Annotated in this window: 19 protein-coding genes; 10 read left to right on the top strand and 9 right to left on the bottom strand. The window is 64.2% G+C overall.

The features are described from left to right. Positions 1 to 218: 218 nt before the first annotated feature. The 5 genes from BRA1253DRAFT_RS04710 (at position 219) to BRA1253DRAFT_RS04690 (ending at position 6,724) form a co-directional block, all read left to right on the top strand. Positions 219 to 1,115 (top strand): DMT family transporter, encoded by an 897-nt coding sequence (locus BRA1253DRAFT_RS04710; protein ID WP_007591662.1) that lies wholly within the window; start codon positions 219 to 221, stop codon positions 1,113 to 1,115. Between the two features lie 161 nt (positions 1,116 to 1,276). Next, positions 1,277 to 1,630 carry a hypothetical protein gene (locus BRA1253DRAFT_RS04705; RefSeq protein WP_007591660.1) on the top strand — a complete coding sequence of 118 codons (354 nt, stop codon included), beginning with the start codon at positions 1,277 to 1,279 and terminating at the stop codon, positions 1,628 to 1,630. A gap of 92 nt (positions 1,631 to 1,722) precedes the next feature. Beyond that, positions 1,723 to 2,130, top strand: coding sequence for a FixH family protein (locus tag BRA1253DRAFT_RS04700; protein ID WP_007591658.1), 408 nt, complete (start codon positions 1,723 to 1,725; stop codon positions 2,128 to 2,130). Further along, positions 2,127 to 3,542 carry an efflux RND transporter periplasmic adaptor subunit gene (locus BRA1253DRAFT_RS04695; protein WP_007591656.1) on the top strand — a complete coding sequence of 472 codons (1,416 nt, stop codon included), beginning with the start codon at positions 2,127 to 2,129 and terminating at the stop codon, positions 3,540 to 3,542. The genes BRA1253DRAFT_RS04700 and BRA1253DRAFT_RS04695 overlap by 4 nt, the downstream gene beginning before the upstream one ends. Beyond that, a complete protein-coding gene (locus tag BRA1253DRAFT_RS04690; RefSeq protein WP_007591654.1) occupies positions 3,539 to 6,724 on the top strand; it encodes an efflux RND transporter permease subunit in 3,186 nt (1,061 codons plus the stop codon). The genes BRA1253DRAFT_RS04695 and BRA1253DRAFT_RS04690 overlap by 4 nt, the downstream gene beginning before the upstream one ends. Positions 6,725 to 6,767: 43 nt before the next feature. On the opposite strand, the gene BRA1253DRAFT_RS04685 is transcribed toward BRA1253DRAFT_RS04690, so the two are convergent. Then, positions 6,768 to 7,250 (bottom strand): DoxX family protein, encoded by a 483-nt coding sequence (locus tag BRA1253DRAFT_RS04685; protein ID WP_007591652.1) that lies wholly within the window; start codon positions 7,248 to 7,250, stop codon positions 6,768 to 6,770. A gap of 220 nt (positions 7,251 to 7,470) precedes the next feature. Then, positions 7,471 to 8,442, bottom strand: a complete 972-nt coding sequence (locus BRA1253DRAFT_RS04680; protein WP_007591650.1) for a tripartite tricarboxylate transporter substrate binding protein — start codon at positions 8,440 to 8,442, stop codon at positions 7,471 to 7,473. A gap of 291 nt (positions 8,443 to 8,733) precedes the next feature. Between BRA1253DRAFT_RS04680 and BRA1253DRAFT_RS40400 the strand changes: the two genes are divergently transcribed. Next, positions 8,734 to 9,672, top strand: a complete 939-nt coding sequence (locus BRA1253DRAFT_RS40400) for a LysR family transcriptional regulator (RefSeq protein WP_157158544.1) — start codon at positions 8,734 to 8,736, stop codon at positions 9,670 to 9,672. Positions 9,673 to 10,086: 414 nt separating this feature from the next. On the opposite strand, the gene BRA1253DRAFT_RS04670 is transcribed toward BRA1253DRAFT_RS40400, so the two are convergent. Both BRA1253DRAFT_RS04670 and BRA1253DRAFT_RS04665 read right to left on the bottom strand, forming a co-directional pair. Continuing rightward, on the bottom strand, positions 10,087 to 10,281 hold the full coding sequence (locus BRA1253DRAFT_RS04670) for a hypothetical protein (RefSeq protein ID WP_007591646.1): 195 nt from the start codon (positions 10,279 to 10,281) through the stop codon (positions 10,087 to 10,089). A 429-nt stretch (positions 10,282 to 10,710) separates the two neighbouring features. Continuing rightward, positions 10,711 to 10,938, bottom strand: a complete 228-nt coding sequence (locus BRA1253DRAFT_RS04665; protein WP_007591641.1) for a hypothetical protein — start codon at positions 10,936 to 10,938, stop codon at positions 10,711 to 10,713. A 337-nt stretch (positions 10,939 to 11,275) separates the two neighbouring features. Here BRA1253DRAFT_RS04665 and BRA1253DRAFT_RS04660 point away from each other — a divergent pair, with 337 nt between their 5' ends. Then, positions 11,276 to 12,211, top strand: coding sequence for an arginase family protein (locus tag BRA1253DRAFT_RS04660; RefSeq protein WP_007591639.1), 936 nt, complete (start codon positions 11,276 to 11,278; stop codon positions 12,209 to 12,211). Here the strand turns inward: BRA1253DRAFT_RS04660 and BRA1253DRAFT_RS04655 are convergent. The 3 genes from BRA1253DRAFT_RS04655 to BRA1253DRAFT_RS04645 form a co-directional block, all read right to left on the bottom strand. After that, positions 12,208 to 14,460: a CHASE3 domain-containing protein gene (locus tag BRA1253DRAFT_RS04655; protein WP_007591638.1), complete on the bottom strand. Its 2,253-nt coding sequence runs from the start codon at positions 14,458 to 14,460 to the stop codon at positions 12,208 to 12,210. The genes BRA1253DRAFT_RS04660 and BRA1253DRAFT_RS04655 overlap by 4 nt on opposite strands. After that, positions 14,457 to 14,879 (bottom strand): response regulator, encoded by a 423-nt coding sequence (locus BRA1253DRAFT_RS04650; protein ID WP_007591637.1) that lies wholly within the window; start codon positions 14,877 to 14,879, stop codon positions 14,457 to 14,459. Before BRA1253DRAFT_RS04650 ends, BRA1253DRAFT_RS04655 begins: the two co-directional genes overlap by 4 nt. 239 nt (positions 14,880 to 15,118) lie before the next feature. Beyond that, the gene (locus BRA1253DRAFT_RS04645) at positions 15,119 to 15,790 is read right to left on the bottom strand and encodes a BA14K family protein (protein ID WP_007591636.1); all 672 of its coding nucleotides are present in this window, start codon (positions 15,788 to 15,790) and stop codon (positions 15,119 to 15,121) included. Positions 15,791 to 16,037: 247 nt separating this feature from the next. Between BRA1253DRAFT_RS04645 and BRA1253DRAFT_RS04640 the strand changes: the two genes are divergently transcribed. Then, positions 16,038 to 16,445, top strand: a complete 408-nt coding sequence (locus tag BRA1253DRAFT_RS04640) for an NADH:ubiquinone oxidoreductase subunit NDUFA12 (protein ID WP_007591635.1) — start codon at positions 16,038 to 16,040, stop codon at positions 16,443 to 16,445. Positions 16,446 to 16,938: 493 nt separating this feature from the next. On the opposite strand, the gene BRA1253DRAFT_RS04635 is transcribed toward BRA1253DRAFT_RS04640, so the two are convergent. Beyond that, a complete protein-coding gene (locus BRA1253DRAFT_RS04635) occupies positions 16,939 to 17,625 on the bottom strand; it encodes a DJ-1/PfpI family protein (protein ID WP_007591634.1) in 687 nt (228 codons plus the stop codon). Positions 17,626 to 17,716: 91 nt separating this feature from the next. On the opposite strand from BRA1253DRAFT_RS04635, the gene BRA1253DRAFT_RS04630 reads away from it, so the two are divergent. Both BRA1253DRAFT_RS04630 and BRA1253DRAFT_RS44305 read left to right on the top strand, forming a co-directional pair. Continuing rightward, entirely contained in the window at positions 17,717 to 18,658 is a 942-nt protein-coding gene (locus tag BRA1253DRAFT_RS04630) for a GlxA family transcriptional regulator (RefSeq protein WP_007591632.1), read from the top strand. Between the two features lie 164 nt (positions 18,659 to 18,822). Then, a complete protein-coding gene (locus BRA1253DRAFT_RS44305) occupies positions 18,823 to 18,999 on the top strand; it encodes a hypothetical protein (protein ID WP_007591624.1) in 177 nt (58 codons plus the stop codon). A gap of 78 nt (positions 19,000 to 19,077) precedes the next feature. Here the strand turns inward: BRA1253DRAFT_RS44305 and BRA1253DRAFT_RS04625 are convergent, their stop codons facing one another. Continuing rightward, positions 19,078 to 20,094, bottom strand: coding sequence for a hypothetical protein (locus BRA1253DRAFT_RS04625; RefSeq protein ID WP_007591623.1), 1,017 nt, complete (start codon positions 20,092 to 20,094; stop codon positions 19,078 to 19,080). Positions 20,095 to 20,099: the final 5 nt, after the last annotated feature.

Below are 20,099 nucleotides of genomic sequence, written 5' to 3'. Positions count from 1 at the left end.
TGAGTCCTCAGGGATTCCCAACCGAAAAAATTTCCATCTTGGGGCGCCGCTGAGGCTTCACCCCGCTGTTCACAGGGCAGGTATATTTTTGAATGGCGGGCTTGCCTCCGGGGGACTCACGTAGGGCTACGGAAGGTGAGGGCAGGCATGCCCGCCGGGGTGGTGGTGGGAGGGGCGAATCCGCGCCAAGCTCGATCAGATTTTGCCGGACTACCCACATGCTTGATTCGACTCGGCCGGTGCTGCGAGCGCGCATCGCCCCGGCCGGCCTGATGTTCCTCGCCATCACCTCGGTGGGCTGGGGCTTCAACTGGCCGGTGACGAAATTCCTGTTGTCCGAGCTGCCGCCGCTGACCTTGCGCGGGGTGACGGGCGTGCTCGGCGCGGTGCTGCTGGCGGCGTTGGCGCTGATGCGCGCTGACAGCCTCAGCGTCCCGCGCGCGATCTGGCCTCGGCTCGTCACCGCCGCGCTCCTCAACGTCACCGGCTGGATGGTGCTGATGGGCCTGGCGCTGCTGTGGCTGCCGGCGAGCGAAGCCGCGCTGATCGCCTACACCATGCCGGTCTGGGCCTCGCTGATCGCCTGGCCGGTGCTGGGCGAGCGGCCGACCTTGTTGCGCACCATCGCGTTGGTGATGGCCTTTGCCGGCCTCGCCTCGATCATGGGCGGCAACGGCTTTGCCGCCACCGCGGACAAGCTGCCGGGCATCGTCATGGCGCTGTGCGGCGCGCTCGGCTTCGCGCTCGGCACTGTGTTTTCGAAGAAGTACCCGATCCGACTGCCGCCGATCACGGCCGCGGCCTGGCAGATCGGGATCGGCTGCCTGCCGATCACGATCATCGGCCTCGCCGTCGAGACCACGCATCTGGAGCTGGTGACGCCGGTCGGATGGTGGCTCCTGGTCTATTCGACCGTGGTGCAGTTCTGCATCGCCTATGTCAGCTGGTTCGCTGCCCTTGCGCGCCTGCCGGCCTCGGTCGCCGCGATCGGGACCATGGCAGTGCCTGTCATCGGCGTCGTGGCATCCGCGATCGCGCTCCACGAGCCGCTGGGCGCGGGACAGATCGCAGCACTGATCTTCACGCTGGCGGCGGTGGTGCTGGCGACGCGGTAATAGGATGCGGACTCATGAAGCGGCTGGCCGCCTGATGTCCGGTTTACCGCGAACATCGGCCTCGACTGCTGCGTCTTCTGCAGCCTTGCTGCGGCTGACGATTTCGAACATGTGAAGGCGGCGAGCTTTCAAAGTTCCGCTCCCCGTGGGATGTTGGGACCATGAATCTGCGGCGAGTGCTCAGAGTTGCGTTCGCGGTCTTGGTGACCGTCGGTTTGACGTTGGCGCCCTTGGCGGCGCCGGCGGCCGCTGCGCAAGCTCGTCTTGACGGCATGAGCGACATGTCGATGTCGGCCGACATGCCCTGCTGCCCCAACGACCAGAAGAGCAATGACTGCCTGGACTGCCCGCTGGTTGCGATGTGCGTCCTGAAGACGACCCAGGCGGGACCCTCCGAGGCCGTCGCTTTGCCGCTGCGACACGCGATCCGGACCACCCACTCGGTGGCGGACGATTTGGTCGGCGACGGTTTGGTCCGTCCACCTCCCGACCAACCCCCTCGAACCCTGGCCTGAGCGGCGCTTGACGCCGATCGCGTCCGTGCGCCTCGCGCGCGCGGATGACGCGCGCCGCCTCGGCGGCGAATTCAGGACATCGAGGATACAACATGAAGACGTCTACCTTCGCGCGCGCCGTCCAGGCCGCGTTGATCGCTGCGGCCATCGGCGGCGCAAGCTCGGCCGCATTGGCCGACATCAAGGACTATAAGTTCGAGCTCGTCGACCAATCGGTGCAGGCCGGGCCAGACAAGGTCGTCACCGTCCGGCTCGTGAACACCAAGACCGGCAAACCGGTGCCGGATGCGGTGATCTTCGCCAGCCGTTTGGACATGGCTCCGGACGGCATGCAGGAGATGGCGACCAAGGTCGCGCCCATGCCGGGGACGGAGCCGGGCACGTACCGCTTCAAGGCGACCTTCGGCATGGCGGGGCGGTGGCAGCTTTCGCTCGGAGCCAAGGTCCAGGGCGAGACCGGCACCGTCGAGAACAAGCTCGTCATCACGGCGCAGAAGTGACCCGCCCCATCGCAGCAAGCCTGGCCGCCGCGTTGATCGCGGCGGCGGGCATCGCGTTCGTCGTCGCCGGCCCGCAGCGGCCGACGGCGCGAATCGCCGCCGTGATCGGCCCCGCTGCGGCCGAGGAGAGCGGCGCCGCGATCTACTACCAGGATCCGGACGGCAAACCGTCGTACTCGCTGGTGCCGAGAAAGACCCGGGATGGCCGGGATTTCCGCGCGGTGCCCGCAGGCGCCGACGTCGGCTTCGACGACGAGCAGGTGGCAGCCCCGCCGCCGGCGACACCGGCCGGCGCCTCCGGAGAGCGCAAGATCAAATACTACCGCAATCCCATGGGCCTGCCGGACACATCGCCGACGCCGAAGAAGGATTCGATGGGAATGGACTACATCCCCGTCTACGAGGGCGACGACAGCGACGACGGGTCGATCAAACTCTCGCCCGGCAAGATCCAGCGGACCGGCGTCAAGTCGGAGCCCGCAGCGATGCGCGTGATCCGGACCGTCATCAGGGCGCCGGGCACGATCGCGCTGGACGAGCGGCGGATCTCCGTCGTCGCCATGCGGGCGGAAAGCTTCATCCTGAAGGTCGCCGACGTCACGACCGGATCTCACGTGATCAAGGGGCAGCCGCTGATGGAGGTCTACAGCCCATCCGTCTCCTCTGCTGCCGCCGAGTACCTCACCACCATCACCTCGAAGACGACCAGCGGCGACGTTCAGTATGGCCGTGGATCGCGCCAGCGCCTGATGAATCTGGACGTGCCCGATGCTGCGATATCGGCGATCGAGAAGAGCCGGACCGTGCCGACGTCGATCGGATGGACTTCGCCGCGCGACGGCATCGTGCTGGAGCGCAACGCCATCGAGGGCATGCGCGTCGAGCCGGGCGGCGTCCTGTTCCGGATCGCTGACCACTCGATGGTGTGGGCCCTGATCGACGTCGCCGAACGCGACCTCGGCATGATCGCCACGGGCCAGCCCGTCACGGTCAAGGCGCGGAGCTTTCCGGGACGGGAGTTCACGGGAAAGGTCCAGGTCATCTACCCCGAGATCAACAAGGAGACCCGGACGGCGCGCGTGCGGATCGAACTGCAGAATCCGGACCTGATCCTGCTGCACGACATGTACGTCGACGCCGACATCGACACCGGCAGCGGCGATGCCGTCCTCGCAGTGCCGGAGAGCGCGGTGATGGACACCGGCAGCCGGCAAGCCGTTTTCGTCGATAAGGGCCAGGGTCGGCTGGAGCCTCGTGAGGTCAGGCTCGGCCACCGGGGCGGCGGCTTCGTGGAGGTCCGTCAGGGTCTCGCGGAGGGCGAGGCCGTGGTGGTCTCGGCGAATTTTCTGATCGATGCCGAAAGCAACCTGAAGGCCGCGCTGAAGGGCTTTACCGAGGGGGCGCAGCAATGATCGCGCGTCTCATCGCCTGGTCCGCCCGCAACCTGCTGCTGGTCCTGTTCGGGACCGGCTTCGCCGCCGCGGCGGGGCTGTACGCGCTTCTGCATCTGCCGCTCGATGCTATCCCGGATCTCTCGGACACCCAGGTCATCGTCTACACGGAGTACCCGGGCCAAGCCCCGCAGGTGATCGAGGACCAGGTCACCTATCCGTTGACGACGGCGATGCTGACCGTGCCGAAATCGAAGGTCGTGCGCGGCTTCTCTTTCTTCGGCGTCTCCTTCGTCTACGTCATCTTCGAGGACGGCACCGACATCTACTGGGCGCGCTCGCGCGTGCTGGAATTCCTCAACGGCGCCAGCGCGCGCCTGCCTGCCGGCGTGAGCCCCACGATCGGCCCCGACGCGACCGGCGTCGGCTGGGTCTACCAGTATGCCGTGATGTCGAAGGAGCTGAATCTCGCCGACACCCGCACCATCCAGGACTGGAATCTGAAGTTCGCCCTGGCGAAGGCCGAGGGTGTCGCCGAGGTTGCGAGCGTCGGCGGCTTCGTCAAGCAGTACAACGTGATCCTCGATCCGCAACGCATGCGCGACCGCGGCATCACCATGCAGAAGATGCGCGATGCCATCCGCGCCAGCAATGCCGACGTCGGCGGCCGGACCGTCGAACTGTCCGAGTTCGAGTACGTCATCCGCGGCAAGGGCTACATCAAGTCGACCAACGACCTCGGCGACATCGTGCTGAAGACGAACAACGGGACGCCGGTGCTGCTGCGCGACGTCGCGCGTGTCGAACTGGGCCCCGACGAGCGGCGCGGCATCACGGAGCTGAACGGCGAGGGCGAGGTCGCCAGCGGCATCGTACTACAGCGCTTCGGCGTCAATGCGCTGGAGGTGATTGAGAACGTCAAGAAGCGCTTCCGGGAGATCGCCTCCAGCCTTCCGAAGTCGGTCGAGATCGTGCCGGTCTACGATCGCTCCAACCTGATCTACGCGGCCATCGACACGCTCAAGCACACGCTGTTCGAGGAAAGCGTCGTGGTCGCGCTGGTCTGCATCGTGTTCCTGCTGCACGTCCGTAGCGCCCTTGTCGCGATCCTGATGCTGCCCATCGGGGTCTTGATGGCGTTCGGCGCCATGAAGCTGCTGGGCTTAGGCTCCAACATCATGAGCCTCGGCGGGATCGCGATCGCGATCGGCGCCATGGTCGACGCGGCCATCGTCATGATCGAGAACGCCCACAAGCACCTCGAACGCGCCGAGCCGGGAAAGCCCAGGATCGACGTCCTGATCGCCGCCGCCTCGGAGGTGGGGCCTGCACTTTTCTTCAGCCTGCTGATCATCACTGTGTCCTTCATGCCGATCTTCACGCTGGAATCGCAGGAGGGGCGGTTGTTCAGCCCGCTGGCGTTCACGAAGACGTTCTCGATGGCGGCCGCTGCGCTCCTGTCGGTGACGCTGGTGCCGGCTCTGATGGTGATCTTCGTGCGCGGGCGGATCGTTCCGGAGCACAGGAATCCGATCAACCGCGTCCTGATCTGGATCTACCGCCCGGTGATCAAGGGCGTCATGCGCGCCAAGACGCTGGTGGTGGTGCTCGCGCTCGCCATTCTGGCCGTGAGCATCTGGCCGGCGCGACAACTCGGTACCGAGTTCATGCCGAACCTCAACGAAGGCACGCTGCTCTACATGCCGACGACGCTGCCGGGCATCTCGGTCACGAAGGCCGGCGAACTGATGCAGACCCAGGACCGGATCATCCGCTCGTTTCCGGAAGTGGCCTCGGTCTACGGCAAGGCAGGGCGCGCCGCGACGGCGACCGATCCGGCACCGTCCGAGATGTTTGAGACGGTGGTCAACCTCAAGCCCAAGCAGGAGTGGCGGCCCGGTGTGACCATCGATGGACTGATCGCCGAAATGGACAAGGCACTGCAGTTTCCTGGGGTCTCCAACGCCTGGACCATGCCGATCAAGGCCCGCATCGACATGCTGTCCACGGGCATACGAACGCCGATCGGCGTCAAGGTGATCGGGACCGACCTGGTCGAGATCGATAAGCTCGCCAAGCAGATCGAGCAGGTCCTCAAGGCCGTGCCGGGCACCTCATCGGCCTACGCCGAGCGCGGTATCGGCGGCTACTATCTGGAAGTCACCCCGGACCGTGCCGCGCTGGCGCGTTACGGCATCATGGTCCAGGACGTTCAGGACACGATCGCGACTGCACTCGGCGGCCAGACCGTGACCACGACCGTGGAAGGGCGGCAGCGCTTTACCGTGAACATGCGCTATCCGCGCGATCTGCGCGACAATCCGCAGGCCATCGCCAACGATGTGTTGGTGCCGATGCCCGCCGGCGGCGCGGTACCGCTCGGCGAGGTCGCGAAGGTCGCGCCGGCGCGCGGGCCGACCTCGATCCGGACCGAGAACGGCCAGCTCGCGACCTACATCTACGTCGACATCCGCGATCGCGACCTCGGGGGCTACGTCGCGGACGCTAAAGCCTCTGTGCAGGCCAGCATCAAGTTTCCGCCGGGCTACTACGTGATGTGGAGTGGTCAATACGAATATCTGGAGCGCGCAACCGCGCGGCTGAAGATCGTCGTGCCCGTGACGTTGCTGATCATCTTCCTGCTGCTGTACCTGAACTTTCGTTCGATCGCGGAGACGATGATCGTGATGCTCTCGCTGCCGTTCGCGCTGGTCGGCGGGCTTTGGCTGATGTGGTGGTTGAGCTTCAACCTTTCAGTGGCGGTCGCCGTTGGCTTCATTGCGCTCGCTGGCGTCGCCGCAGAGACCGGCGTCGTCATGCTGATCTATCTCAATCAGGCGCTGGCTGAGACCGCGGCCAGGCGTGCCGCCGAGGGGCGGGCCCTGACCCGCCGCGACCTCTATGACGCCATCATGGATGGCGCGGTGGAGCGCGTACGCCCCAAGATGATGACAGTCGTCGCGATCATGGCGGGCCTGCTACCGATCATGTGGAGCACCGGGACGGGCTCGGAGATTATGCAGCGCATTGCGGTGCCAATGATCGGCGGGATGATTTCGTCGACCCTGCTCACGCTGATCGTCATCCCGGCCATATTCGGGCTTGTAAAGGGTATTGGCTTGCCAGGTGACGAACAGGGATGTTTTGGGCTGGCCAAGGTGACCGACAAACGAACAGGAGAGCGGGGCAGATTGCAGCACTGATCTTCACGCTGGCGGCGGTGGTGCTGGCGAGGCGGTGGGGCCATTACTCCGCGGCGACAATCCGCACCAGCTTGCCAGCCGGGGCGACGTCCTGCCGCCGGCCCAGCCAGACCTGCCAGGCCTGCGCGGCCAAAGCGAGGGAGCAGATGCCCCAGAACACCGGATATTCGTATCCGCCCGTGTTCCAGGTCCAGCCAAAGCCCTTCACAGTCTGGAGCGAATAGACCGCCACGGCCATCAGCCCGACCGAACCGAGCGCGGCGAAGCGCGTGCAGATGCCAAGCGTCAGCGCAATGGCGACCGACAATTCGGCCGCGGCGGCGACGTAGACCCAGGCCTCGGGCGGCGACAAGCCAGCAGACGCGAAGAACTTGACGATGGCCGGGTTGAGAACGCCGAAGCCGACGAACTTTCCGGCGACGTGAGGAAGATAGAAGGCGCCGCACGCGATGCGAATGACGTTGTCCATTCGCATGAGGTCGAAGTTGTCTGCTTTGATCCGGAAATCGTCGGGCGCTATGAACATGGCTGCTCTCCTTTCGAACAAGCCTAAACGTCGAAGCGGCAGACGTCCTTGATGCAACTCAAGTCGAGGCTTTCGCAAATGCCTGGGACGGACGCGAAGAAATCGCCGGCCAGGAAAGCTGCGCGATTAGCCTGGCCGAGCTGCGCAAGATCCGATGCGACTGGATCAGTCGAGAAGTGTGAGTGCTGCCGGTGACGACATCGTCGGGATCTCCTGCCTGTTATCTTGCGTCACGGATATCGACCAACTGACGTATTCCGGCGAGCCAACTCCGCTGCCGCTCGATTCCGGCCCTCAATTCGCTTGCGGTTCCGGCAAGCACGTTGTGCCCGCCGGCTTCGAGCTTGCGACGAACCTCGCTGTCTGCACAGATGGCGGCAACGTCGGCCGCAATCCGCGCCTTTACGATCTCCGGCATGTTGCGGCCGCCATAGATTCCGGCGAGACCATCGATCTCGAGTTCGGGGTAGCCAAGCTCGCGCACGGTTTTCACCTCAGGCAATAGCGCAGCTCTGCTTGGATTGATCACCGCCAAGAAGTGCGCCTTGCCGGTTTGCACGGGAGATTGGGATGCCGTCAGCGAGGTGACAAGCACCTGGATTCTGCCCTCTCCCAGATCGGCTTGCGGCTGAGCTCCGTCGCGATAGCTCACATAGTTCATCGAGAGCGAGTGACGCTTGAGAAAGCCCGCAAACACGTATCTCGGCAGCGTGGGAGCCGAAGCCCAGGCATAGTTGCCGGGCTGCGCCTTGAGGACGTCGATTAATTCCGGGATGGTACCGACGCCAATGCCGTTGCTAACCGTGAGAGTGAGAACGATCGATGTAGTGGAGGCGATCGGCAGCAGATCGCGATCCACATCATAAGGAAGCTTGTCGATCAGCAGCGGCGCGACCGTCACCGAACCGATTACAGTATAGAGCAGGGTGTGATCGTCCTGCGCTGAAACGAACGCGCCGACGCCGATTGTCCCTTCGGCACCCGTTCGATCTTCGACGATCACCGGTTTGCCCCACCGTTTGGACAACGCATCCGCGAAAATACGTGCTGCCGCGTCGTTGGCGCTGCCTGGAGGAAACGTCACCACGATCTTCACAGCCCGCTCGGGCCATTCGGCCATGGCTGCCTTTGGCAGGACAGGCGTCAGGCTGCAAAGCAGCAACATCAACAAAGTCCAGCGCTGACGACGCATGACATTCTCCTCAAGACACAGGATATGAGCCGGACCGCTTTGGTTACAAAACGAGGCAGCCGTCGACTGACGACTTCGAAACGCCTAGCCCGTCGGGAGCCCGGCGACATGTCGTTAAAGCTGGCTTCCTCATCACGCTTCCTCGACAATGCAAATTCTGGGATGCAGCGTAGGCACCAGGGCCGGTCGCGTCGAGAAGCTTTGACGAACTTCAGTCGTGAGTTAATATCACGAATACGGGTACCGCCAAGCTTGTGAGGTTTCGTCTTGAATCGCGGCCGTCGCCTCGAAATGCTGATCTGCGCCGCCGACAGCGGCAGCTTTGCTGCGGCGGCACGGATCATGGAGCTGACACCGTCGGCGGTCAGTCGCGGTATCGCCGAGCTGGAGCGCGAGCTTAAGGTCCCCTTGTTCAACCGGACGACGCGTCAGCTCAAGCTCACCCAGGAAGGGATCGACGTCTATCGCAGGGCCGTGGACATTGTTGCCCGCATTACCGAGCTAACAGAAGGCTACACGAAGAGGCATGGGCGGATCAGCGGAATTGTGCGGGTAGGCGTGCAGGCGCCTCTCGCTCGCTATGTCCTGATGCCGAGGCTGGCCAATCTGAACGATCGATACCCCGAGTTGCTCGTCGAGACGCGGCTGACCCAGGATCCCCGCGACATGCAGTCTGAAAACCTCGACGTTCTGCTGCATGTCGGCGAACCTCCGCCGTCCCGGCTGGTGGCGCAACGGCTCGGTCAGGGTAAGCCGGCCGCGTATGCCTCGCCGGACTACGTCCGTCGTTTCGGCGCACCGGAGCAGCCTGCCGACTTCGTCAATCATCGCTGTCTGCTGTTTCGTCCAGCTTGGTCGATTGGTTCCGTCGACCATTGGAAATTCGAACGCAATGGGATGCTCGAAACGATCCAAATCCGACCTTCGTTCGTCACACCGGATCGCGAAGGCCTGATCGTGGCGGCCTGTGCAGGCGTCGGCGTCATCTACATGGCCTGCTTCGATCCGGCTTTCCTGACGTCGGGTCGGCTCACGCGACTGCTGCCGGGATGGTCATGCCCGCCAAGCTTCGGCATTCATCTTTTATACCGGCGTGGCAGCGCCGGCATTCCGCGCGTGGCGGCATTCTTGCGCTTCATGCGCGAGGCGTTTGCCGAGTTCGATCCTCATGAGCTCACGGTGCTTCATGCCAACACGGGGCAAAACCCCGTGCATCGCCGCGGTTGGTAAGGACCTGAACTCTGGGGCTGAACCCGATCGGCATCGATCGACGGCCAGTTCTAGCTAACTCCTGCTGTCCGAAGCCGTTGCTCAGAGAGAAGCATCATACCAGAAGGCCACTCGCGCGGAGATCTCCTATGTTGCCGGCGGGCGCAGTGGACTTTCCGCCTTCTTCCGGTCAGTCGGGTCGTGCAGCGGGCCGGCCGACCGGCTTCGCCTCGGACGGGATTGCCAACCCTGCCCAAAGTCGATCCAGTCTGCACCAGAAAGCTGAACAGGCCATAGAACATTCCCGGCATTTGTTCACCGCTCCGACGCAGACCTGTACAGCGGAATGACCGCAAGGGTCCACAAGCGGGAATGCCAACGAGCAGCTCCTTGCTCGAGCCTCACAGCGCAAGGAACGGGTGGAGTTCTCTCGCTTCAGGCGCTTGGCAGGCACCGAGTAAGGAGCTGCCGGCGAGCCTTCTTCAGATCGGTCGCCAGTTTTATTTTCTCTCTCAAAACGAGGATTTCGGAATATTCCTTTTGGATCTCTGGGCGGGTGCGGAGTGCTTCAAGCTGCTGGGCGGTCAGTTTCAATATCGCGGCAATATGCGTACTCTGGATGTGGTGCATGGCAATCAAATCCGCTGTTGGAAAAACGGAACGATACAGCGAGCTGCGGTGCGGCGTCGCTGGAAATAAACAGCCAGCCTTACTGTCGTTTTTTGCAGCGCGGCACTGCCCTCGTCAGGTAGGGGGCTGCCGTCTGCTGAAAATGAATTTCTTGACTGCATCAATCGTGCGAGCAAGCTGTCGCGGCCGGCGCCTACGCGGCGGAGTGACTAGCACAACGAAGAGCACGTTCAGCAGCAGCCAGCAGCCGACCGCGATGAAAATGTACTTCATAACTCCTCAAGGGTGCCCTCGGAAGAGCACTGCAAGAAGAGCGGCAGCAACGACCGCCAGCCAGATCATCGAAACAACGAAGCCGGCGAAATGCCAATCTACGTCGCGGCGCCTGGGCTGCATTGTGTCTCCTTCCGGAGGCCGTGTGTCGTCGTCTCAGCGGCCTCTATCGTCCTTGCCGTTGGGGCTGCCGTCTCCGCCGCCGTTGCCCCAGCCGTTGTTACCGTGATGGTGATGGTCGTGGTGGACCGCGCCTGCGCCCGACTTCGCGATTGCATCCGATGTGAGGGATGTCGACAGGAGTAGGGTGATGGCTGGAGGCGTCACCGCCGCGAACCTTCCGCAGGTTTTTAAGAACTCGCGACGGTCGTCCTGATCCGGCATGCGTTTTCTCCGTCCAGAGGTAAGCCCAAAAATTAAATCACAATAACTAAATTAAATCAATTTAATTTGGTTCCAGAAGAAAGCGGCCCGCCGACTCGTCCACTCCTTTAGGGGCAGCTCGACGCGCGAGAGTCCGCTGTGGTCACAAGCCGCGGATCACGCCCAGGGTGGGAGCTTCCGCTTTGCCTTGGTAAGCCCGACGTTTACGAGGTCACGTCCTAGGCGAGAGCGGCTTCGACCGTTCGGCTCGGCGTCAGGCCAAGAGCAAGTCAGGAACTGGTCCAAGCGTTGCGGATTAGCTCTGTCGCCCGGACTGAGTGCCCCTATCGAGACGGTTATGGCGAGCGAGCGCAATACATTCCTCGGCGTCGCGGCGTGCGACCTTGCTCTGCCTGTTCCGCTGACTCTTGGCGAAGCCGACATTGTCATCTTCGGAGCTGCGGATGCCACGCCGCATTTGAAGGGCAGGACGAGCCATGCCGCGAACGGCCCAGCGGCCATTCGCAATGCGTTGCGCGTTTACCAGACCGACCTTGCCAGGTGGGATTTCGACCAGGACGGAATCCTGCTCGACCCGGAGCAAATCCGGGTCGTTGATGGCGGCGATCTTGCCACGTCACCCGATGCCTCCGAGCAAAACCGGAATGCAATCAGGACGGCCACCAAAAAGATCCTGAGGTCCGGCGCGGTACCCATGCTGCTGGGCGGAGATGATTCAGTGCCCATACCGTTCTTCGGGGCGTTCGAAGACATGGGCAAGCTGACCATCCTGCAGATCGACGCGCATCTGGATTGGAAGGACCGGCGCGACGGCTCAGCACATACTTTTTCCAGTACGATGCGGCGCGCCAGCGAGTTGCCTTGGGTCGAACGCATTGTGCAGGTTGGTTTACGGGGTATCGGCGGCTCGGGCTCGCAGGAGCTCAGTTGCGCGCGGAATTGGGGCTCCAGGATTTTTACAGCACGAGAGGTCAAAAGCCGGGGCGTTCATGTCGTCCTGAGTGCCATCGAGGAAAACGCGAATTGCCTGATCACGATCGACTGCGACGGCCTGGATCCGTCCGTCATTCCGGGTGTGCTTCTGCCGCAGCCTGGCGGCCTGTCCTATTTCGACGTCATAGACATGATCGCGGGCGTCGCCTCGAAGGCCAGAATTGTCGGTCTCGATCTGGTCGAATTGGTGCCGGAGCGTGATGTGCAGAATATTGGGGCGATCTGCGCAGCGCGGATCATCTGCAACGCCATTGGATGTGTTGCCAAGCACAAACGCTAGCCGGCCGGCATGTTTCCGAGCGCCTTCCTGATCATCTCGGCGAGTTGGTTGCGGCGGTAGGGTTTTGTCAGGAGCATGACGCCGTCGTCGAGCTTGCCATGGTGGACGATGGCGTTGTCGGTGTAGCCGGAGGTGTAGAGCACCTTCACGCCGGGGCGGATCGTCGCCACCTTGTCCGCGAGCGCGCGCCCGCTCATGCCGCCGGGGATGACGACGTCGGTGAACAGCAGGTCGAACGGCTGGCCGGCCTGGATCAACTCCAGCGCGGCCTTGCTGTCGGGCGCGGCGACGGTCCGGTAGCCGAGGCTCTGGAGCTGCACGGTGACGAAGTTGCGCACCAGCGGATCATCCTCGACCACGAAAATGGTCTCGGCGCCGCCTTCCGCCTGCGGAGTCGTGGTGGGGGCAACCTCGGCCATGCCTTCGCCCGGCGGCAGATAGAGCTTGATCGTGGTGCCGTGGCCTTCCTCGCTGTAGATCTTGATGTGGCCGCCGGACTGCTTGACGAAGCCGTAGACCATGGAGAGGCCGAGGCCGCTTCCCTTGCCGACCTCCTTGGTGGTGAAGAACGGCTCGAACGCCTGCTGCTGCACCTCGGCCGGCATGCCGGTGCCGGTGTCGCTGACGGCGAGCATCACGTAAGGGCCGGGCCGCACGTCGGGATTGTTTTGCGCATAGGCCTGGTCGAGCACGACGCGGTGGGCCTCGAGTAGCAGCTTGCCCCCGTTCGGCATGGCGTCGCGGGCGTTGATTGCCATGTTGAGCAGAGCATTGGTGAGGCGGGACGGATCGATGTGCGCGGTCATCTGCCCCTGTTCGAGCACGGTCTCGATCTCGATCTGCTCGCCGAGGGTGGGGCGCAGCAGTTTCGCGATGTCCGCGACCGCGGCGTTGATCTCGACGTTGCGCGGCTGCAGCGGCTGCCTGCGCGCAAAGGCGAGCAGATGCTGGATCAGCTCGGCGCAGCGTTCGGCGGCCTCGTCGATCAGGCGCGCCACGCGCTGGAGCTCGGGCTGCTGCTTCAGGCTTGCCACCAGCGTCTCGGTATTGCCGGAGATCACGGTCAGCATGTTGTTGAAGTCGTGCGCGACGCCGCCGGTGAGCTTGCCGATCGCATCCAGCTTCTGTGACTGGTACAATTGCCGCTCGGTCTCGCGCGACGTGGTCGCGTCGTGATAAACCAGCACCGCGCCGGAGACGTTGCCTTGCCCGTCCAGCATCGGCCGGCCGCTGATCATGAGATGGCGGGAAGGATTGCCGCTGTGCGGGCGGACGATCATCTCCATATTCTCGAACGGCTCGCCGCGCAGCACGCGTGCCGACGGCAGCTCGTCGGGCTTGAGCGGGGTGACGCCGTCGCCGTGAAACACGCTGGACAGCGCGCGCAGATTGCGCAGGTTCATGCCGGTCCGGTGCAGTAGCATGCGCTCCGCGGCGGGATTGGACAGAAGAACATTGCCTTCGGCATCGATGACCAGCACCGCCTCCGCCATGCTGTGAAACGTGCTCTGGAGCACGTTGACCGACAGACGCAGCTCGTCATGCGCGGTGACCAGATGCTCGGTGCGCTCGGCCACTGCGGCCTCGAGCTGCTGCTTGGCGGCCGTAGTCTCCAATAGCGTGCTCTTGAGTGCTCCCTCGGTGCGCCGGCTCTCACGCATCATCATCACGACCAGCAGCAGGATCACCAGCGCGCCGGCGACGTCGATGCCGAGCAGCACGATGCCGGTGCGGCGCGAATCCTGGGAGCGCGCCGCGAGCAGTCGTTCTTCCTCTGCGCTCAAATGATCGAAATTGCCCATCACCGTGTCCATGAGGCCACGGCCCTCGCCCTTGCCCTGGACCGCGGCAATCCCGGCCTGATCGTTTCCGGCGCGCAGGCGCATCACTTCGGCGGCGATCTCAATCCGGCGCAGCGCCAGCGGCTCGGTGCCCTCGAGCAGCGCGACATGTTCGGGAGTGTCGCGCACGCTGCGCTTGAGATCGGCGAGTGCCGGTGCGATCCGGGCGTGCACCGCCTGGAATTCTTCGCTGAAGCTCGGGTTGCGATAGATCTCGTAGCCGCGTGCGGCGCTCTCGGCACTGCGCATCAGCACGCGCAGGTCGGAGATCTTCTTCAGCACCTCGACTGTATGATTGACCCAGGCCGCATCGGACCGTGACTTGACGTCGAGGCCGATCGAGGCTGCGGTGATGATCAGGAGGATGGCAAGTCCAGCACCGAGAATGACGCGCTGCGTTGGGATCAAGGGGCTTCTTTCTTGTCCTTCGGCTGTGAGCCATCGCCCGGCTCGGCGATGCATTCCCGGATCGTGGTCAGCAGCGCGTCCGGCGTGAACGGCTTGCGCAGGCAGCGGGTCGCGCCGAGCTCCAGCGCCATCCGGAGGAAGTCGGGAGAGGGCGAGGCGGACGACGCGAAGGCGTAGCCGGACATCGCGATCAGCGGAACCGCCGGCGCGCGCTCGTGAAAGATGCGAATGGACTCGAAGCCGCGCATGTGCGGCATGAAGATGTCGACCAGCATCACGTCGAAATTCTGAGTTTCGAGCGCAGCCAAACCCGTTTCTCCGCCGTCAGTCAACGTGACGTCGAAGCCCTGACGTTGGAGGAGGACCTCGATGGTCGCGCCGACCATCGGATCGTCATCAACCACGAGAATGCGCGGCATGACACTTCCCAGTCATCGAAGTCCCCACAGCCAAGTTGATACAGGTGAATCGCGCGTCGGGTCAATTTGGGATTGGATAAGGGTGGATATGCACGGTGCGGTGAATAGAGGTCCACTCGCATCGATTGTGCGCGGCATCGCCGATGACGAAGACGAGGCGAGCGACACAGGTGACGTGCCTGAATGAAAAAAGCGCCGCATCGCTGCGACGCCTTCTTCTTCAAGTGCAGCAGGTCGTGTTACGGGCAGGGATGACGCTGGCCGTCATAGCCGAGATAGGTGCCCGACGCCGGATCGTAGGACTTGTAGCGCTGCGCGCAGTAGCCCGCGGAATCGCCACCGCTATCGGGCACGACTGCCACTGACGGTTCATCATAGTAGCTGTCGCCATAGTAGTAGGGATCGTCATAATACCCGCCGCCGTAATAGGCGTAGGAGCCGAGTCCGCCGATCGCAGCACCCGTTGCGAAGCCGGGCCAGAAGCCGCCGCCGTGACGGTGATGCCAGTGACGACCACTCCAATTGCCGCTACCGCCCTGCCAGTTGCCCGCAGTCGCGACGCTGCGTGTCCCGCTGTAGGACGGCGAGAAGGCCGGTCGGCTCGCCATGCCGCCTACGAAGCTGCCACCGCCGGGACGTACCGCTGCGCCGGCGGCGAAATTGCCACCGCCGCCACCGATCCGCGCGCCGCCGAAATTGCCGCCGCCCATGCGGGCGCCGCCACCACCAAAGTGAGCCCCGCCACCACCGAAGTGAGCGCCGCCGCCGCCGAAGTGGGCACCGCCGCCACCGCCGCCAAAGTGTGCTCCGCCTCCGACCGCTGCGGCCCGACTCTGGGCGAAGCTCGGCGTCGCCAACGGGAGAACCAACGCCACTGCCGCAGCCGCGCTCAAGACTTTCAGACTTTTCATGATCAAAACTCCTTTTCCCGGAAGCAAACCCCATGAAAGGGCCGGAGTTCCTGGGATCACGGGGGTTTGCGTGCGACGAAAAGTTCTCATGGCGACGCTGTATCCGGCATGAACGGATCGCGTCCGATTTGCGGCAGCGTTCCGTGCCGGTAGACCGCATCTGCAGCGGGGCACCGCCGCCCGCGCCGAACTGGACATTTCGCCGTCCGGATGGCATCAGGACCCGACGAAGCAGGGCCCTTGCCGCATGAAACAGTTCTTCCTCAAGTTTTTCACCTGGTGGAATGGCCAGACGTTTGGCACCCAACTCTGGACCAAGCGCTATGGCGAGCTGGTCGGCCAGGACGAGCAGGGCAACCTCTATTATCGCACCCGTGGCGGGGTGATCGACCCGACGCTCGGCTTCGAGCGGCGCTGGGTGGTCTATAACGGCTATGCCGAGGCCAGCCGTATCCCGCCGTCCTGGCACGGCTGGATGCATCACACCGTCGACGTGCCGCCGACGCAGGACAATTACCAGCCGCGCGAGTGGGAAAAGCCGCACCAGCCCAATCTCACCGGCACGGCCAACGCCTACCGTCCCTCGGGCTCGACGCTCGCCAGCGGCAAGCGGCCGAAGGCGACCGGCGACTATCAGCCCTGGACGCCGAGCTAGGCGTCTGATCCCGGTCTGAATTCTTGTCGTGGGAGTGGATGCACCCGCATCCGCCTCGCTTTGCTGTGGACAACGGGAACAGCGGGGATGAGTCCCGCGCGCTGATTGCAGCCACGCGAGCGATGCGGCTCAATGGTCGCATCTTACGGAGATGGGAGACCATCGCGTTCGGTTCGGGCAACAGCTCGCGACTGTCCCGAAATGCAGCGGCCGCCGACCAGGACTCGATCGGGAGATAGGCCCCCGGTCTGGAAGCTCCGAAATCGCCCGATGAAATGTGCAGCCGCCGTAAGACAGGAAAGGCCGCTCGGGAAACCGGGCGGCCTTTTTCTGTTGGGGCTTGTGGATGTCTCGTGCCCCGGACGCAGCGCAGCGCTTCTCCAGCGATGCGCTGCAGAGCCGGGGCCCATGCATCAGCACCCGCGTGGCTTCCTGGGTCCCCGCTCTGCGGAGCGTCACTGCGTGCCGCGCCGCGTCCGGGACACGCGAGCAACTACATCACCCGTTCCGCCGCCCGTTGGACGGCTTCGAGACGGCGGACCTGGTTCGGCGCGATCCGTTGCTTGACCTGCTCCAGCACGTCGGCTGACGCAGTATCCGGCGAACCGGAATTGAACGGAGGCGCCGGATTGTATTCGATCCCGAGCTGGATCGCTTCCGCCGTCGTGCGGTCGACCAGGATCGACACCAGCGTCAGCGCGAAATCGATTCCGGCGGTGACGCCGCCGCCCGTAACGCGATTGCGGTCGATGCAGACGCGCGTCTTGGTCGGCGTCGCGCCGAACTGGCCCAGCATCTCCATCGCGCTCCAATGCGTGGCGGCGCGGTAGCCCTTCAGGAGGCCGGCAGCGCCGAGCGCCAGCGATCCCGTGCAGACTGAGGTGACATACTTGGCGCCTTCGGCCTGCCTGCGCAGGAAGTTGAGCACCTCCTCGTCATTGAGCAGATCGTCGGTGCCGCGGCCGCCGGGCACGCAGATCACATCGAGCTGCGGGCAACCGGCGAACGTCATGGTCGGTGTCAGCGTCAGCACGGTATCGCTCGGCACCGGCTCGATCCGTTTCCAGATCAGATGCAGCTTCGCGCCCGGCAGAGACGAGAACACCTGCAAAGGACCCGTAAAATCGAGCTGGGTGACGCGCGGAAACACCAAGAGACCGATCTGGAACGGGGACGACATGAGAGCCTCCAATTATGAGCTTGACGGACGCAGCCTCTCATGATGCCCTTCCGTCCAAAATGGCGTATTTCCCTCGCTTTCGGACATGACCATGATCGGCATCCTGATCTTCCCGGACTTCCAGTTGCTCGATGCGGCCGGCCCGATCTCGGTGTTCGAGATCGCGGCGCGCTGCACGGGAAAGACGGTGACCGGGATCCGCGTGCTGGCGGTGAACGCGGGGCCCGTGCGCAGCTCGTCCGGCGTCGAGATGATGGCGCGCGACTTCAAGTCGGCGAATGCGATCACGACGCTGGTTGTGGCGGGAGGCGCGGGCGTGACGGATGCCGCGCGCTGCGAGGTCACGCGTGCCTTCGTGCAGCGGCTGGCGCGGCGCGGCGTGCGGGTCGCCAGCGTCTGCTCGGGTGCCTATGTGCTGGCCGAAGCGGGTCTGCTCGACGGCCGTCGCGCCACCACGCATTGGGGACGCACGCGGGATTTCGTCGCGCGCTATCCCAAGGTGAAGTTCGAGCCGGACCAGATTTTCACGCGCGATGGCAATGTGTGGACGTCGGCAGGCATCACGGCGGGCATCGACCTTGCGCTCGCGATGGTGACGGAGGATTATGGCGAAGAGATCGCGCAACAGGTCGCGCGGCAGCTCGTGCTGTATCATCGCCGCAGCGGCGGCCAGTCGCAATTCTCGTCACTTCTGGAATTGAAGACGCCGAACGGCCGCTTCGGTGCGCTGCTATCCTGGGCGCGCGAGAACCTCGACGCCCGCTTGACGGTGGAAGATCTCGCCGACCGCGCCGGCATGAGCGCGCGGCATTTTGCCCGCGCCTTTGCCGCCGAGACCGGCACGACGCCCTCGAAGGCCATCGAACGGCTGCGCATCGAGGTCGCGCGCGAGCGCGTCCAGTCCTCGCGCGAGGCGATCGAGCTCGTCGCGGAGGCGACCGGCTTCGGCGATCCCGAGCGCATGCGGCGCGCCTTCATCCGCGCCTTCGGTCAGCCGCCGCAAGCGCTGCGGCGCGCGGCAAGGGCCGGGTAGGGAGAATTGATCGAGTTAGAGAGCCCGCTTGAGCGGGTGAGCAGACTTGCATAATGCCCGGTCTTCCGCCTTTTGGCCCGGAACGGACCTCGTCAAGCGAATGCACCCGTTGTAGACGATGTCTACAACACGTACCGTCGCCGATACCGATGCAAGGAACTCCAATGACTGATCGAGAAAAGATTCTGATTGCCCTTCGCGAAAAGCCCCTGAAGACTTTCGAAGTCATGAAGCGCGTGAACATCAAGAACCAGGACGACTGTCAATCGCTCCTGTTGAAGATGCGTGACGAAGGCGCCGTGAAGTTCGACATTCACAAGGGACATTGGCGTCCTGCGTGACGACATTCGCCTGGTCACCAGCGGTTCGCGACGGCAGAGCGGGCATGACTTGCGTGTTGGCAAGACTTGCGTGTTGATTCAGCCCGATGCGGCCTTGCCGCCGGTTGCCGCGGCGCCCGAGGCCTGTGCGCGCGCCGTCAAGCGCCGCGCGATCGGCATCAGCATGTAGGGCGCCAGGTGAATGGGAAACTGCGTCATCGCGAAATAGAGCCAGGTGGTGGGCGGCAGCGCGCCGGCGGTCGCGGCGAGCATCAGGCCCAGATTGCGCTGTGACACCATCAGCCCGAGCGCCAGCGCGCGCTCGTAGCCGATGCGGCGGAACAGCAGCGTGGTGACGGCGAGCAGCGTGAAATAAATCGCGAAGGCGAGCGCGGCGAAGCCGATGGTGGAGACCGGCCGGGCGACGAGATCGCTCGCGACGTCGCCCATGATCGCGGTCGCGAAGACCAGCAGGATGACGATGTTGAAGCCGTCGATCGGCTGCCTGTGGCGCTGGATCGCGGCCGCACCGAAGATGTGTCGGATCACAGTCGCCGCCAGCAGCGATGCTGCGAGGATGCCGAGCAGCTTCAGCCCCAGCGCAGGCGGCGAGATGCTGAGCATGCCATCGAGGAACAGGCTTGCGAACAGCGATGCCGTGAACGGCACCAGCGCGGTCGCGATCACCAGCGTGACCAGCACCAGCGTGGCGTCGAGGCCCATCAGCGCGGCCAGCGCCGGCGCGGCCATCATCGGCGAGGCCATGCTCTGCAGCATCAAGGCCAGCGCAAGGTCGGGCGCGCGCGCCGTGAGCCCGGTGACGTGGACGATCAGCCCGACGATCACAGGCACGCCGATCATGGTCCAGACGGTCGCGGCCGCCACCAGCGCCGGCCGGCGGAGATGGCCGGTGAGCGCGGCGAGATCGACCCGCATGAAGGAGATGCAGAGCAGAACGAAGATCGCCTCGGTGACGTAGGGGCGCAGCAACGCCCCGAGCGGCGGCACGGCGAGCGCGATGAACACGACGGCCGCCACCGCGCGGGTGCCCTGACCGCCAAGCCATGTCAGCCCGCGCAGGGGGAGGGCGAAGATGCTTTGAAGAGCGGGCGTCATCGGGA

The sequence above is a fragment of the Bradyrhizobium sp. WSM1253 genome (assembly GCF_000244935.1).
GTDB classification, from domain to species: Bacteria; Pseudomonadota; Alphaproteobacteria; order Rhizobiales; family Xanthobacteraceae; genus Bradyrhizobium; species Bradyrhizobium canariense.
The sequence above is the reverse complement of the archived record's forward strand: the minus strand, read 5'-3'. Positions and strand labels throughout refer to the sequence as shown.